Source organism: Bradyrhizobium sp. MOS002 (assembly GCF_003020115.1).
Lineage (GTDB): Bacteria > Pseudomonadota > Alphaproteobacteria > Rhizobiales > Xanthobacteraceae > Bradyrhizobium.
Genome location: NZ_PYFX01000008.1, coordinates 185,531 through 200,193, shown reverse-complemented (window position 1 = coordinate 200,193; position 14,663 = coordinate 185,531). Strand labels below are relative to the sequence as shown.

At 63.3% G+C, this 14,663-nt stretch carries 12 protein-coding genes and 1 pseudogene; 1 reads left to right on the top strand and 12 read right to left on the bottom strand.

Going from position 1 to position 14,663, the window contains the following annotated elements:
* Nucleotides 1-2: 2 nt before the first annotated feature.
* The 4 genes from C7G41_RS37005 to C7G41_RS24045 all read right to left on the bottom strand — a co-directional run bounded on the left by C7G41_RS37005 (nt 3) and on the right by C7G41_RS24045 (nt 2,095).
* The gene (locus tag C7G41_RS37005) at nt 3-446 is read right to left on the bottom strand and encodes a hypothetical protein (RefSeq protein ID WP_146159792.1); all 444 of its coding nucleotides are present in this window, start codon (nt 444-446) and stop codon (nt 3-5) included.
* 9 nt (nt 447-455) lie between these two features.
* On the bottom strand, nt 456-899 hold the full coding sequence (locus C7G41_RS24055; protein ID WP_146159791.1) for a hypothetical protein: 444 nt from the start codon (nt 897-899) through the stop codon (nt 456-458).
* Nucleotides 900-974: 75 nt separating this feature from the next.
* The gene (locus C7G41_RS24050) at nt 975-1,559 is read right to left on the bottom strand and encodes a hypothetical protein (protein WP_106944839.1); all 585 of its coding nucleotides are present in this window, start codon (nt 1,557-1,559) and stop codon (nt 975-977) included.
* Between the two features lie 164 nt (nt 1,560-1,723).
* Nucleotides 1,724-2,095, bottom strand: coding sequence for a hypothetical protein (locus C7G41_RS24045; protein ID WP_106944838.1), 372 nt, complete (start codon nt 2,093-2,095; stop codon nt 1,724-1,726).
* Nucleotides 2,096-2,508: 413 nt separating this feature from the next.
* Here C7G41_RS24045 and C7G41_RS24040 point away from each other — a divergent pair, with 413 nt between their 5' ends.
* Nucleotides 2,509-3,078, top strand: coding sequence for a hypothetical protein (locus C7G41_RS24040; RefSeq protein WP_106944837.1), 570 nt, complete (start codon nt 2,509-2,511; stop codon nt 3,076-3,078).
* Between the two features lie 2,281 nt (nt 3,079-5,359).
* Here C7G41_RS24040 and C7G41_RS24030 read toward each other — a convergent pair.
* The 8 genes and pseudogenes from C7G41_RS24030 to C7G41_RS23995 form a co-directional block, all read right to left on the bottom strand.
* On the bottom strand, nt 5,360-5,683 hold the full coding sequence (locus C7G41_RS24030; protein ID WP_199198574.1) for a hypothetical protein: 324 nt from the start codon (nt 5,681-5,683) through the stop codon (nt 5,360-5,362).
* A gap of 237 nt (nt 5,684-5,920) precedes the next feature.
* On the bottom strand, nt 5,921-7,771 hold the full coding sequence (gene ilvD / locus C7G41_RS24025) for a dihydroxy-acid dehydratase (RefSeq protein WP_106944835.1): 1,851 nt from the start codon (nt 7,769-7,771) through the stop codon (nt 5,921-5,923).
* Nucleotides 7,772-8,037: 266 nt separating this feature from the next.
* Nucleotides 8,038-8,898: an ABC transporter permease gene (locus C7G41_RS24020; protein ID WP_106944834.1), complete on the bottom strand. Its 861-nt coding sequence runs from the start codon at nt 8,896-8,898 to the stop codon at nt 8,038-8,040.
* A complete protein-coding gene (locus C7G41_RS24015; RefSeq protein WP_199198573.1) occupies nt 8,895-9,824 on the bottom strand; it encodes an ABC transporter permease in 930 nt (309 codons plus the stop codon). Before C7G41_RS24015 ends, C7G41_RS24020 begins: the two co-directional genes overlap by 4 nt.
* Nucleotides 9,824-10,816 (bottom strand): ABC transporter ATP-binding protein, encoded by a 993-nt coding sequence (locus C7G41_RS24010; protein WP_106944833.1) that lies wholly within the window; start codon nt 10,814-10,816, stop codon nt 9,824-9,826. The genes C7G41_RS24015 and C7G41_RS24010 overlap by 1 nt, the downstream gene beginning before the upstream one ends.
* The gene (locus C7G41_RS24005; RefSeq protein WP_106944832.1) at nt 10,813-11,796 is read right to left on the bottom strand and encodes an ABC transporter ATP-binding protein; all 984 of its coding nucleotides are present in this window, start codon (nt 11,794-11,796) and stop codon (nt 10,813-10,815) included. The genes C7G41_RS24010 and C7G41_RS24005 overlap by 4 nt, the downstream gene beginning before the upstream one ends.
* A 3-nt stretch (nt 11,797-11,799) precedes the next feature.
* Nucleotides 11,800-13,435 (bottom strand): annotated as a pseudogene (locus C7G41_RS24000) (ABC transporter substrate-binding protein).
* A 29-nt stretch (nt 13,436-13,464) separates the two neighbouring features.
* Nucleotides 13,465-14,301, bottom strand: a complete 837-nt coding sequence (locus C7G41_RS23995; protein ID WP_106944831.1) for a sugar phosphate isomerase/epimerase — start codon at nt 14,299-14,301, stop codon at nt 13,465-13,467.
* Nucleotides 14,302-14,663 lie beyond the last annotated feature (362 nt).

The following is a 14,663-nucleotide window of genomic DNA, read 5'->3' as shown; positions in this document are numbered from 1 at the left end:
GTCTATGCAGAACTGATCGTTCGCGAAACGACCGGAGCGATCTCTCGTTCCATGCGAGAAAGCGTATCCAGGGCCTCCCGTATGGTCGGATACGTTTTGTATCCTGTTTTCCGATAGCGAAAAGTATGCTCCGCGTGATGCGGATCGAGAAGATCGACAACTGCTTTACTTTTCACACTTCGTGACACGTAGCCCAAAACCACTGCTCTTTCGAAAAGCCGACTTAACGAATGGCGAATGTCGCGTTTGGTTAACTCCTTCTGGGTGCCACCATTTGCGATTATGTACGCCTTTAAGAACAGCTCGATACTCTGGGCGATCAGGAAATACTGAGGGCTGCTCAGTTCAGGAAATTGAGAGGCATGGAGGACCTCTGCAGCTCGTCTATATTGAGTGGCGTCAGTAAGATAACTGACAGCTAGGAACTTATTAGATTCCGCTGGCATTGGTCGCGCCTATCCGCCCGATCCCGCCGATTTGGGGAATGATCCCGCGGCTGAGCCGATGAAATCACCGAAGAAAGTAGCGATCCTGTTTCGGGCCTCAGGTGCATCTGCGTTCTTGGCCTCGGCGATGGAGTCTCCGATGGACCGGCCACCCAGATTTGGAGGCACCGCATTCAAAACAGCCAGCGCCTTTGTAGTTAGCCTCAAGCGTTCGCGGGGGCTCAAGCCTCCGCCGTGGACGAATTCCTCCTCGTTCAACCATTGCAGCGTTGCGCCAAACATCTCCTTGAACATGCGTCCCGACTCCAATTTGTCCGTTGGGTCAGTAACCCCCATGATCAGCATCACCGGATAGTCGCTAATGTTCACGCGAATCGGATGGTGCTCCAGCAGCTGATCGAGGATAAGCCCGGCGATCGTCGAGAACTCGCGCATATTGGGTCGTTGATCCATTGGGTTCCTCTAGTTCATCCAACAATATGTGCCCAGCCAACACCGTGAATCCTCAGGGGGTCCGCGCATCCTTCCTCAGCCGCTCTTGGGCAGCAACTCCGTGAGCGCCGGCAGGAAGGGCGTCACCAGTTGAAGGCAATCTGCGCAAAGGGACATGAACTTCTGAAACGCCGCCGGGAAGCCAGGCTGCTTCTGTGATTTGCGCATCTGGTCAACAGCCGACAGAAGATTCGCTAGCTGATCCCCATTCGATACGCCACCCTTTAGAGCTGCCGTCAGATCTCCGAAAACGTCGCCCTCGACGGCGACATTGGTCGATTGATCGTGAGAGCGAATGTTTACACGAGCATTGTTGCCCGACAGTTGGATTGTATAATTTCCGCCTTCACCGTGTTTGAAGGTGCCCTTTCGTCGATATTTGATCTTGTAATGCGCGGGTATGTTTTTCCAACTCTCGAAGTAAGCCGGGTCTAACACCTCGTAGACTTCGTCCTGACCACTAGGAATACGACGCCGGATCTCATCGCCAACAGCGATCGGAATTTTGGTGTCGGTCACGACAATGTTTTCCGGCAGGATCGCCGCCTTCGTTTGGCTGACCTGACCTGTGGCGCTGACGATTTCGCAATCTGATTTAGGCAGGCTGTCAAAAATGCTCATTTCTTTGCTCCCGAGGCTGGATTGCGGATCGCTGGCTTGGGAATATGAGCCGATCCCTGTTCGCGTACAGGTCGCGTGAGGCCCTCTCCCGGTAATTCACGGGCGCTGGCAGGTCAGCATGTTCACTCGATTGGCGTGTTCAGTTTCGGTGCTTGCCGCCCCATTTACGCCGGGGGCTTCCCCTGGAATTGGATGTTGCATTTTTTCTGAATGCTCGCCTGCTCGATCGCGACCATTTGGCCCTTCATGTTGGCGAGCTCCGCGGCAAACTGTTTGTCACCGCCGACAAAAAATGCGGCGGGCCAGAACACGACGATAGCAGCCGCCGTCACCAGGCCGTCTTTCGTCCGCTGGCTGTCTTGGGCGCCAGAAAGGGCGGCCGCTCGCTGCGAAATACCCTGAGCCTCAAGTCCCAATTGTTGGCAGTTGTAGGACTGGTACACGACCGGTGAAACGTACGATGGCGCGATATCCGACGATGCTGACGCACAGCCAGCTAACATGGCGCCAAGCGCCACGATTCCCAAAATGCGCATGAATGTTGCCCCCCGGCCGATTTCTAAAGCGCTACCCAAGCTCAACTAGCGCGCGAGATCAATTGATCTTTCGCTGCACGGGTAGTCCTACGGATTAATGCGCCCAAGGGAGGGGATGGATTTTTAAGCAAATCAGGAGCAGCATGTCCGTGGGCTTAAGAACCCGGACCGAGATATAGCCGCACCATTCCTTGTCAGAATGCCCCTTCGATTGGCGTCGTGGGGTTGCGGCCGAACGTGGTGGCGCATTGGCGTGCGTCCCAACCTGGCCATTATGGCCGGGAGGGCCGCGCTATGTCCAGAGGGGAAACCCTTAAAAGCGTCGCCGCTGGTCTCTCGGCCAGTTCTTAACTCCCGGCTGCCGGTCTGACACCGGCGACGGCCTTAAGAAGCCGATACCGAGAGCAACCACCATGACCATTGAAAGACCCATGTTCCCGCCCAGGCGGCGATTTCTCTTGCAAGCCGCTGGCGTGGCCGCTGGTAGCGCCGCGCTCGGGATGGCACTTCCACTGCCCCACCCGGCCGGAGCCGCTGTGGCGAGTCCGGACCCGATCTATGCGGCTATCGAAGCTCACAAGAGAGCCAAGGCAGCGTTGGAAGCCGCCCTCGACCTGCATTCGGCGCTAGACCGCGAATTGCCGTTCGAAAAATGCCGGTCCCGTGTAACCGCGTGGGAAGAAACCATAGTAGAGACCGATGATCCGCGGTGGATCGAAGCCGAGAGCGCTCTAGAGCACTGCCACGGCGCTGAAACTGACGCGGCCTGCGCTTTGCTTTCCGAGGGGCCGACAACGATGGCGGGCTGTATCGCGTTGCTCAAATACGCCGTCGAAGCCGATACCGATGGTATGAGTTGGCCTGAGGGTCTCTATCGTGACGTTAACGACCCGGGCCCGACCAAGACCGGCTCATGGCAGCAATTGCTAATTGAGAACCTTGCCGAGATCCTGCCCGAATTAGCGCCGGGGGTGGTGGCGTGAGCAACATTGTTGGATTGCCGGTGACCCCGACCGCATGTGCAAGATCGCCGCGCAGATGATCTCGGAGGTCGACGACGGCACACGACCAGAGCTGTGCTTCGCCGTGTTTCACTTGTCCGAAATGCTGGATAAGCTCGTCGACAGGTATCAGGCCGCATGGCACGGGGAGCCCACATGCGACTGATGCGCCTCTACGTCGCGAGGCTGTTCTTAAAGGTGAGCTTGTCCCTTGCCATAGCCGGTCAAAGCATCAGCGGGGTCGAGTGCGGTTCCGATCCGTTATTCCCGCTGTACCACTGCTAACGACGAAGCCCGCCGGTTCACCCTGGCGGGCTTTTCGGCTCTTTGCAGCAACTCCCGCACGAGCTGCCCCCTTTAGCGCCGCGTCGATCGTCTTGAACCGCGTACCTGGAGCAAGTCTTGCCCTCCGCCGCTTGGGGGCGGATAGTTTGGACACTCTAGTGACTAGCAACAGATCGCTGCCGCAACTGGCGCATTCATAACGCTTCAGTTCGTAGCCTTTGGTCACGGGGAAAACAGTTTTGAGCACTCGAGGTTGGCTACAAACGATGCATCCGGCTTCGCCACTCACGATCGCCCTCCGGGCAATTTGATGACGGAATGAGAGCTGAGTCTCGATTCAGGAGCAATAGCGGCTCACGCGTTGGCTGTCGGGCTTGGTCCGGCAGACCTTCGGCCCCCGCGCTGGCTAGGTGCGGACCCCATGCTCGGGGCCGACTTGATCAGGCGCGAGACCGCGTCGGCAGGACTGTGAAAAAAGCGTTGAGCGCAATGAACTTAACGCTCGCCACATCGACACAAGTTTAAGCAATTCATGCTTTGCTGGAAACGGTCACGGCCGCCCCGTGACCGGGCGGCCGTGTGCCGAGCGTCCTTCAACCTACCCCAGGCGAAGTGCACGGCCGCCACCTGTTACCAACGGTTGCGATGCAGCGCAAAGGGGCTGCTGCCGAATTGGCGAGGTGGTGTCTTCCGCGCAACAACTCTCATCCGTAATTTCTGAGGGACACTTAGCTGGAGGTTACGCGCGGCTAACGAGGGTGCGAGGTCGCGAATTGGGGCGGCTTGCCGCTGGTGAAATCCGGTCTGACCTGAGCCCCCCGGTTGCCGCATCCGGCGCACACAAGACAAGCGAACATCGTCCGGCCAGCGATCGGCGCTTAGTGCAACGTGATGGCCACAATGGCAATAAACCAGAACGCGACATAGGCCCATCTCGCGCATCTCGCCAAAGGTAATCTTCATCTGCCGGCCGTCGGCATGCGTAGGCGTGTGGTGTCGGATAAGACGAGGCATACAGCCATCAAAGCGGCATCGTAAGTACATCGCAAATTATCGATTCCTAGTAGCTCAGAACGTGCGCGACCTACTGCGCGTCGTAGCTCCCGCTGCACCCACCGCGGATTGACCCCGCCGGCTCACCGCGGGCCATATCGATCCACATCCACAAGGCCAGTGCCAGGCCGGCAGCGATGCCGAGCCAAAAGCCGAGAGTTCTCAGTTTTCCAAACATGGCCGCCCCGCTTGGTTGGGGCGCGCCCGGTGCTACCGGATTTGCTACCCAACTCGTTGGGACGACGCAGGATAGAGCGAGACGAAAGCGCCTTGAGATTGCGGAAAACCCTGCAATCTAAGGCCTGAACGGCATTCCGTGGTACGGGCCGGAATGGCCGCTCCTGAATTTCAAGACCGGTGCCTTAAACCACTCGGCCACCCTTCCAAGTCCAGAATGGCTGTCGCTTAACGCAGTCGACGGCGCATGGCAACGCGAAGTTGGCACCGGACCCGAAACCTCTCGGCCGCACACGACCGTCAGGCAACGCCTCTTCCCTTGTCTAGACCCCTCTCAGCAATCCCGGACACCGCGACATCCCCCAGGACGTCGCAGTGCAATCTCATATTGATTTCCCGAGGACGGCGCGGCTTGCTCCGCCTCTCCCGCTTGCGGGAGAGGCCGACGCGCCCCGGGCGATGCGCAGCATCGTCCCGCGCGCGGCGGGTGAGGGCTCTCACCACACAGGGACATCCTCCGCAATCTCGACAATCCCGATGCGGAGACACCCCCACCCCAGCCCTCCCCCGCAAGCGGGAGAGGGACCTCACTGCCGATGTCGCGGCATCGTGCACGTCATACGCAACTGCCCTGCAGGGCGTCGCGGGTTGTTAGGCCCGGTCTATCTCCGGGCCTCGTTTCCCGCTCTAAAAAGCAAAACGGCGCCCCGTCAGGAGCGCCGCTTGAATTCTTCGTAGCTTCGTCGGCTCAGTACCCGCAGGACGCACAGTTCATCTGCACCGGTGCGTAATAGGAATAGCCCGGCTGGACCATCTCGACGCGCTGGCGCGTGGCGTATTGCGGCGGGATGCGCTCGTACTGGACGCTCGGCGGCGCCACCATCACGGTCTGCGGCACCATCACGGTGCGGTACTGCGCCGGCGCGCGGTGCGCCACGACGGAGCCGGGCGACACCATCACGGTCTCGTCGACGGTGCGGTATTGCGGCTGCACGTATTGCTGCTGGTAGCAGGTCGTGCACGGCGGCGGCGTGTAGCAATTGTAGCAGCCGGCGGAAGCAGCAGTCGTCATGGAAATCGCAGCGACGATCGTTGAGAAAACGACAGCGAGAGTGCGAGACATTATTGTGGTGCCCCAATTGCCCGAAACGGATTTGCGAAGATCGCTGGCAGTATACGCCGCAAAACCTTGCTTTGCCGAAGTTCGTCGGGGCATCCTTAATGCAAACGGCCGGCTTGCGCCGGCCGTTCAGAACTTGTTGACCATGTGCGATGCGTGATGCTTGCATCACGCCCGCACGAGACGCGGTTACTTCGAGCGACGCTTCACCTCGCGCACCGCGCCGCGCGCGGCGCTGGTGGTGAGCGCAGCGTAGGCCTGAAGCGCGGTCGAGACGTTGCGCTTGCGGCCGTTCGCCTGCCAGGCGGCATCGCCCTTCGCCTCTTCCGCGGCGCGACGCGTGGCCAGCTCCTCGTCGGAGACCTCGAGGGTGATGCTGCGGTTCGGGATGTCGATGGCAATCCGATCGCCGGTTCGCACCAGACCGATGTTGCCGCCTTCGGCTGCTTCCGGCGAGAGATGGCCGATCGACAGGCCCGACGAGCCACCCGAGAAGCGTCCGTCGGTGACGAGCGCGCAGGCTTTGCCCAGCCCCATCGATTTCAAATAGCTGGTCGGATACAGCATCTCCTGCATGCCGGGACCGCCGCGCGGGCCTTCATAGATGATGACCACGACTTCGCCGGCAACGACCTTGCCGCCCAGAATGCCTTCCACCGCCGCATCCTGGCTCTCGAACACGCGGGCGGGGCCGGAGAATTTCAGGATCGAGGCGTCGACGCCCGCGGTCTTCACGATGCAGCCGTCCTGCGCAAGGTTGCCGTAGAGCACGGCGAGACCGCCGTCCTTGCTGAAGGCGTGCTCGAGGTTGCGGACGACGCCCTTCTCGCGGTCGGAATCGAGCTCGTCGTAGCGACGCTCCTGGCTGAACGCGACTTGGGTCGGGATGCCGCCGGGCGAAGCCCGGAAGAAGGTGCGGACCGACTCGCTCTTCGAGCGCTTGATGTCCCAGCGCTCCAGCGCGTCGCTCATGGTCGGCGCGTGCACGGTCGAGACCGAGGTGTCGATCAGGCCGGCGCGGTCGAGCTCGCCCAGAATACCCATGATGCCGCCGGCACGATGCACGTCCTCGACATGCACGTCGGCGACCGATGGTGCGACCTTGCAGAGCACAGGCACGCGGCGCGACAGCCGGTCGATGTCCTGCATGCTGAACTTGACCTCGCCTTCATGGGCCGCGGCGAGCAGATGCAGCACCGTGTTGGTCGAGCCGCCCATGGCGATATCGAGCGTCATCGCGTTCTCGAACGCCTTGAAGTTCGCGACATTGCGCGGCAGCACGCTAGCGTCGTCCTGCTCGTAGTGGCGGCGCACGATATCGACGATGGTGTGGCCGGCCTCGACGAACAGGCGTTTGCGATCGGCGTGGGTTGCGACCACCGTGCCGTTGCCGGGGAGCGCAAGGCCAAGGGCTTCCGTGAGGCAGTTCATCGAATTGGCCGTGAACATGCCCGAGCACGAGCCGCAGGTCGGGCACGCCGAGCGCTCGATCACCTTGACGTCCTCGTCGCTGACCTTGGAATCGGCGGCCGCGACCATGGCATCGATCAGGTCGACCGCCTTGGTCTTTCCCTGCAGCGTGACCTTGCCGGCCTCCATCGGTCCGCCCGAGACGAACACGGCGGGGATGTTGAGCCGCAGCGCCGCCATCAGCATGCCGGGGGTGATCTTGTCGCAATTGGAGATGCAGACCATGCCGTCGGCGCAATGGGCGTTGACCATGTACTCGACGCTGTCGGCGATCAGCTCGCGCGACGGCAGGCTGTAGAGCATGCCGTCATGGCCCATGGCGATGCCGTCGTCGACCGCGATGGTGTTGAACTCTTTCGCCACGCCGCCGGCCTGCTCGATCTCGCGGGCGACGAGCTGGCCGAGGTCCTTCAGATGGACGTGGCCGGGCACGAATTGGGTGAAGGAATTGACCACCGCGATGATCGGCTTACCGAAATCGCCATCCTTCATGCCGGTCGCGCGCCAGAGGCCGCGGGCGCCCGCCATGTTGCGGCCGTGGGTGGTGGTGCGGGAGCGATAGGCTGGCATGGCGGTTTCCGTCCTCGGGTTTGGCTGGCCGGGCGGGGCAAATTTTCGAAGCCGCCTCAGGCCTTTCCGGCCGGATAGCGCACGGGGGGAACGCGCGCAACGGGAACTTGGGCCGAGCCGAGCCTAAAGGACCGATCGCAGGCCTCCCCTGCTCCCGGCGCGGCTCTTCGTAGCCCGGATGGAGCGAAGCGCAATCCGGGGCGGTGTGCACCGCGATGAGAGACCGGTCCCGGATTTCGCTGCGCTCCATCCGGGCTACGGGAGGCCTATTGCAGTTCGGGATCCAGCCGGTCGCGCAGCCAGTCACCGATCACCGAGACCGCCAGCGTGGTCACCACGATGGTGGTGGCCGGCGCCAGCATGATCCAGGGCGCCCGGGTCAGGTACTCGCGGCCATAGCCGACCATGTTGCCAAGGCTGGTCATCGGCGGCTGCACGCCGAGGCCGAGGAAAGACAGGCCCGACTCCATCAGGATCACCTCGGGAAAGACCAGCGTGGTCGAGACGATCAGGGTCGAGGCGATGTTGGGCAGGATATGCCGGAGGTAAATCCGCGCCGGCGTCGCGCCGAGCTGGCGGACCGCAGCCGCATAGCCTTGCGCATTGGCGGAAATGGCAAGGCCCCGTGCGATGCGGGCGTAGCGCTCCCAGCCGAAAAATCCCATCAGGCCAATCAGGAGCGGCAGCGAATTCCCGAAGAAGGCGAGCACCGCGAGCGCCATGATCAGGAAGGGCATGCTGGCCTGGAAGTCGGACAGCATCAGCACGAGCTGCTCGACGGGTCCGCGGAAATGCGCGGCGAGGAAGCCGAGCGTGGTGCCGACGATGGCTGAAATGGCCGTCGCGCCGAAGGCGATCAGGAGCGAGATGCGGATCGAGACCAGCAGCCGCGACAGCACGTCGCGGCCAAGCTCGTCGGTGCCGAGCCAGTGCGCGACATTGCCGGGTGCCGCCAGCCGGTTGCGCAGGTCGAGCTGGGTATAGCCGTAGGGGGCGATCTTCTCGGCGAAGGCCGCGATCACCAACATCGCGACGATCCACCCGATCGCGAGCGCGACCGAGACCGGGATCGCCGGGAGGCTCAGGCGGCGGCGGACGCCTGCCTCCTTCAGCGTGGCGTCCGTCATGCATGCGCTCCTTTGGCACGCAGCCGCGGGTCGAGGAAGCCGTAGAGGAAGTCGACGATCAGGTTCGAGGTGACCATGGTCATCGCCACCAGCAACAGGATGCACTGCACGACGGCGAGGTCGCGGTTGGCGACGGCGACGACAAGCAGGCGCCCTACCCCCGGCCACGAAAACACGCTCTCGACGACGACCGCGCCCGCGATCAGCGTGCCCACCATGAAGCCCAGAATGGTGACGGTCGGGATCGCCGCGTTCGGCAGCGCATGCGACGTCACGACTTTTCGCCACGGCACGCCCTTCGCCGAGGCGGTGCGGATATAGGGCTGGCCCAGCACCTCAAGCATGGCGCTGCGGGTGAAGCGCGCCAGCACCGCGGCGCCGCCAAGGCTGAGTGTCACGATCGGCAGGATGGCGTGACGCCAGCTGTCCTGCCCGCCCGAGGGCAGCCATCCGAGCTGCACGGCAAAGACCAGCACGAGCAGAAGCGCCAGCACAAAACTCGGTACGGTGAAGCCGGCGACCGCCGTCATCATCACCGCGCGGTCGATTCCCGAGCCCCGGTGCAGCGCCGCGTAGATTCCGGCGGGAATGCCGAGCGCGACCTTGAATGCGAAGGCCGGCAGCGTCAGTGCCAGGGTTGCCGGAATCCGCTCCAGCACAAGCTCGATCGCAGGCCGCCCGTCACGCATGGAACGGCCGAGCTCGCCTTTGGCGATGGCGCCAAAATAGTCGAGATACTGAAACCAGATGGGATCATCGAGGCCCCACGCCTTGCGGAACGCGGCGAGGACTTCCGGCGGCGCTTCCGGTCCCAAGATCATCAGCGCGGGATCGCCCGAGAGACGCAGCACCACGAAGGCGAAGGTGACGACGAGCACGATCGTCAACGCTGCGCGTCCGATGCGAAGGGCGAAATAGCGTCCCATCAGGCCGCGTCCTGTGTCTCGACTTGCGGCCCAGTCACGAGATGGCAGGCGACTTGCCTGTTGCCGCCGACGTTGGACAGCGCCGGCACCTCGCTTGCACAACGCGCGACCGCGCGCGGGCAGCGCGGATGGAAGGCGCAGCCCTGGGGACGCGCCGCCGGGTTCGGCGGATCGCCTGCCAGCACGATGCGGCCCGCGCTGCGGCGCCCCGGCGCCGGCGATGCAGACACCAGTGCCTGGGTGTACGGGTGCTCCGGCCGCGCGAACAGATCGTCGGCGCTGCCGATCTCGACGATGCGGCCGAGATACATCACGGCCACCACATTGCTGATCTGCCGGACGACCCGCAAATCGTGGCTGATGAACAGCAAGGTCAGCGCGAGCTGCGCCTGGAGATCGGCGAGCAAATTCACCACCTGCGCCTGGATCGAGACATCGAGCGCGCTGACGGGCTCGTCGCAGACCAGGAAATCGGGCCTTGTCGCCAGCGCCCGCGCCAGCACGATGCGCTGGCGCTGTCCGCCGGAGAGCGCGCCTGGATAGCGCACACCATGTGCGGGTGTCAGTTCGACCGCGCGCAGCAATTCGCGGACACGCTCCTCGCGCTCAAGGGGCGTACCGAGGCCGTGAATATCCAGGGGCTCGCGGATTTGCGTCGCGACCGGCAACCGCCGGTCCAGCACGCCCAGCGGATCCTGAAAGATCATCTGCATGCGCGCGCGTTGCGCACGCCATGCGGGCGTTCCGGGCGTGGCCATCGGCTTGCCGTCGAACCGCACCTCGCCGTGGTCCGGCGGCTCGAGGCCGAGCACGATGCGGCCGGTGGTCGACTTTCCCGAGCCGGACTCGCCGACGAGGCCCAGCGTTTCTCCCTTGCGCATCGACAACGACACGCGGTCGACCGCATGTACGGCGGTACTACGGCCGAACATCCCGGAGCGCATGCTGTAGCTGCGCGAGATCGAGGACACTTCGACGAGCGGACCACTCATTCGGCAGCGATCCCGAGCAGCGCGCGACGCGAAGCCTCGGCGCGGACGCAGGCGACGGCGCGATCCTCCGCGATCGGCGCGAGGGTTGGCGGCACAATGCCGCACGGCCCTTCTGCCAGCGCACAACGTGGCGCGAAGGCGCATCCATCAGGCATGCTCGCGGGATCGGGGACCGTTCCGGGAATCGCGGTCAGGCGACGCCTCGGTCCGTCGAGCGGCGGCAGCGCGCCAATCAGGCCCTGCGCATAGGGATGGACGGGATCGGCGAAGAGCTGGTTCGCCGGCGCCTCCTCGACAATGCGGCCGGCATACATCACGGCCACGCGGTCGCAGTTTTCCGCGACGACGCCAAGATCATGGCTGATCAGGACCATCGCCATGCTCATCTCGCGGCGGATGGTCGCGAGCAGTTCCAGAATTTGCGCCTGAATCGTGGCGTCGAGCGCCGTCGTCGGCTCGTCCGCGATCAGCAGGTCGGGATTTCCGGCCAGCGCCATCGCGATCATGATGCGCTGGACCTGGCCGCCGGAAAATTCGTGCGGATAGGCTTCGAGCCTGCGCGCCGCGTCGGGAATGCCGACGAGATCGAGCAGCCGCCGCGCTTCCGCTTTCACCGCGCCGCCCGAGAGATCGCGATGCAGCGCCAGGGACTCGCAGAGCTGCCTGCGGATGGTCAGCACGGGATTCAGTGCGCTAGCGGGATCCTGGAAGATCATGGCGACGCGCCCGCCCCTGATACGATCGAGCTCGACGGCCGGCGCACCGAGGATTTCGCGACCGTCGAGACGAACGGAGCCCGCGACGCGGGCATTCCGCGGCAAGAGGCCGAGGGCCGCAAGCCACGTCACCGACTTGCCCGATCCGGACTCGCCGACGAGGCCGAGGGCCTCGCCCTTCCCCAAGGCGAGATCGAAACCGCGCACGACCGGCACGCCGTAGAAGGCGACGCGGAGGTCCTTGATGCTGATCAGCGGCGCCACCGATCAAGCCTCGAAATTGCCGGCGCGGAAATCCATCGCGAAGGCCGGCGACGCCTTCCTTGATCGACTTCGGCTTGGCCGTGAAGGTCGCGTTCTGGTGCAGCACCGTATAGGCCGGGTCTTCGCGCTCGGCGATCTCCAGCATGCGGCGGAACGCCTTCTTGCGGGCGGCACGGTCGATCGAGGTTTCCAGGAACTCCGAGAGCGTGTTCAGCTCGGCATTGGTCCACTCGCCGATCTGCTGCTGCTGGCCGTTCGGGCCATGCTGGGCAACCAGTGACGACACCGGATCGTTGAAGGCGGCCGAGTTCGACCAGTCGCGCACCGCGCGGGTCGGCGCACGTTCCATGATCTGCGACCAATTTTCCTTGGTTTCGATCTGGACATTGAGACCGACCGACTTCCACATCTCGACCAGCACCTGCGCGGTCGCGACCTGGTTGGTGTAGTAATTGTTGAGCAGGCGATAGGGAATCGGATCGCCCTTGTAGTTGGCCTGCTTCAGCAGATCCTGCGCCAGCTTGGGATCGTAGGCCGGCACGTTCCAGTCGGCATTGAACATGTCGCCGTAGAACTCCCACTGCAGGCCCTTCGGGACGCGGGTTCGGCCGGCCCACAGGCTGTCGACGATCGCCTGGCGGTCGATCGCGTGGGTGAAGGCGCGCCTTACAAGCGGATTGGCGAGTTGGGCGTGGTTCTTGTCGAATACGGTCAGGCGATGATTGAGGATGGTACCGCCCTGCACTTCAAAGGCTGAGTTCTTCTCGATGCCGGCGATCTGGTCCGGCGGGATGTCGCAAGCGAACTGGTACTCGCCCGACAACAGGCCGTTGATGCGGCTCGCGACCTCCGGGACTTCGAGGAAGCGAATGCGCTTGAGCGGTGGACGGCCGCCCCAATATTCGTCGTGTGCTTCGAGCGTCAGCGACACGTCGGGCTTGAGCTCGACGACCTTGTAGGGGCCGGTGGTAACAGGCTTGCGCGCCCAGTCGAGGTAGCTCGCTGATTCAGCCCAGGCGCGGCGGTTCGCAATGTCGGAGCCGTAGCGCGACAGCCGGCCCTCGATCGTGACGTCGGGCGTCGCGTTGTAGAAGCGGACCGTATACTTGTCGACGGCATCGACGCGGACGAGATCCGGCCAGATCCGGCGCGCGACCGCGGGAACGTCCGGCGGCAATTCCTTGCCCGGCCGCGGCGTCGGGATCTTCTCGAAAGCCTGGATGGTGCTGCGGCTCTTGGCCTCGGTCTCGCCGAACATGCGCTCGCGGCTGAACGTGAAGACGACGTCTTCAGCAGTGAGTTCGTCGCCGTTGTGGAATTTGACGCCCTGGCGCAGCTTCACCTCGACAGTCTGGTCGTCGATACGGCGCCACTCGGTGGCAAGCCCCGGCACGGCCTCCAGGCTACCGCGCCAGTTCTTGGAGATCAGGCCTTCCCAGATCGAGGAGAAGAACACGCGCTCGCCGACATTGGACTGCTCGCGCAGCACGTCGAGCACGTTCGAATTGGTCACCTTCTGGACGGCAATCGTCACCGAAGGACGGTTGTCGGCCTGCCCGATCGCAAAGCGCGGCAGAAGCAGTGTGCCTGCGGCAGCGCCGCCGGATTTCAGGATGGTGCGACGGGTAAGCTTGCTCATAACGGGAACCCCTGCCCTGGATGATGCGATTATTCAGCGAGACCAAGCGCGGCGAGATGCGCTGCGCCGGCGCGGACGTTGTCGTGGTTGCGAAGTTCGAGGATCAGCCGGGGATTGGAATTCAGCCGGCCCAGCGCGCGGAACACAGCGACCCACGGGATATTGCCTTCGCCCGGGGCCCAGTGCCGGTCGGCAAAGCCGTCGGTGTCCTGCAGGTGGACGTGCGTCAGCATGTCGCCGGCGGTTTCGACATAGTAGTCGACCGGCGGCGCGCCGGTGGAGATGTGAGCGTAGTTGGCGTGGCCGGTGTCGAGGGAGACGCGCACCTTGCTGCTTTCGAGCGCCTTGGCGAGACGCACGCGATCGCGCGGATCCTTGTCCTCGATGTTCTCGACGACGATCTCGCAGCCGATGGTTTCAGCGCGCACAATCACCTCGGCGAGTGTCGCCTTGACGCGTTCGACGAGATTGCCGCGATTATCTGGATAGAGGTCGAGATTGTTGTGATCCCAGGTCGTGAACGGCGAATGGATCACCATTTGCGTCGCGCCGAGGAACTCGGCGGCTTCCAACCCCTGAAGCAGGCGCCTGGTCACCGCCTGACGGATCATGGGATCGTGGCTGTCGATCTTGAAGCCCCAGAACGGGCCGTGAATGCCGAGCCGGCCGGCGTGACCAGCGAGCATCTGCTTGATCTCGCCGGCCGTGCTCCGCCAATCACTGTCGAGCAGATCCGCGCGAAAGAAATCCTGGATTTCGAGGTCGCGCTGCCTTTCGAGAAGCCAGTCGCGATGCGCGGGGATCGATTTGATGGACAATGCGGCGCCCAGTACCGGCTTCGACCTGGCTTGCTCCTCGGCCGTCAACAATGACGGGAGCAGCGCTAGACCAGTTCAATGACAGGCCGGTGAAATGCAGGTTCCAAAGCGCTGAGGAGATGTGGACATCCCGGCGATCGCGTGCATCGAATTCAGGCAACGCGAGTGCGGCGCGTGCAGACGCATGCATCCGGGCGCGGATCAAGCGCGTTCGAGTCCGTAGTGATCCGGAATGGAATCCTATTCCGATGTCGCGTACATCGCGGGACATCGATCGGCGGCCTTCCAAGGGCATCACCCTCTGATCGCGCTACATGGGGTTGGGGGACCACATGGGGCGGGGGGATCAAAGGCTGGGGCAAGGTTACGAGGTCCGGACTCCTAGGCACTCCGGACCTCGGGACTTTCTA

What these genes read in the sequence shown, in the direction of transcription:
- C7G41_RS37005 (WP_146159792.1), bottom strand. Translation starts at nt 446, where the DNA reads ATGCCAGCGGAATCTAATAAGTTCCTAGCTGTCAGTTATCTTACTGAC.
- C7G41_RS24055 (WP_146159791.1), bottom strand. Translation starts at nt 899, where the DNA reads ATGGATCAACGACCCAATATGCGCGAGTTCTCGACGATCGCCGGGCTT.
- C7G41_RS24050 (WP_106944839.1), bottom strand. Translation starts at nt 1,559, where the DNA reads ATGAGCATTTTTGACAGCCTGCCTAAATCAGATTGCGAAATCGTCAGC.
- C7G41_RS24045 (WP_106944838.1), bottom strand. Translation starts at nt 2,095, where the DNA reads ATGCGCATTTTGGGAATCGTGGCGCTTGGCGCCATGTTAGCTGGCTGT.
- C7G41_RS24040 (WP_106944837.1), top strand. Translation starts at nt 2,509, where the DNA reads ATGACCATTGAAAGACCCATGTTCCCGCCCAGGCGGCGATTTCTCTTG.
- C7G41_RS24030 (WP_199198574.1), bottom strand. Translation starts at nt 5,683, where the DNA reads ATGACGACTGCTGCTTCCGCCGGCTGCTACAATTGCTACACGCCGCCG.
- ilvD (WP_106944835.1), bottom strand. Translation starts at nt 7,771, where the DNA reads ATGCCAGCCTATCGCTCCCGCACCACCACCCACGGCCGCAACATGGCG.
- C7G41_RS24020 (WP_106944834.1), bottom strand. Translation starts at nt 8,898, where the DNA reads ATGACGGACGCCACGCTGAAGGAGGCAGGCGTCCGCCGCCGCCTGAGC.
- C7G41_RS24015 (WP_199198573.1), bottom strand. Translation starts at nt 9,824, where the DNA reads ATGGGACGCTATTTCGCCCTTCGCATCGGACGCGCAGCGTTGACGATC.
- C7G41_RS24010 (WP_106944833.1), bottom strand. Translation starts at nt 10,816, where the DNA reads ATGAGTGGTCCGCTCGTCGAAGTGTCCTCGATCTCGCGCAGCTACAGC.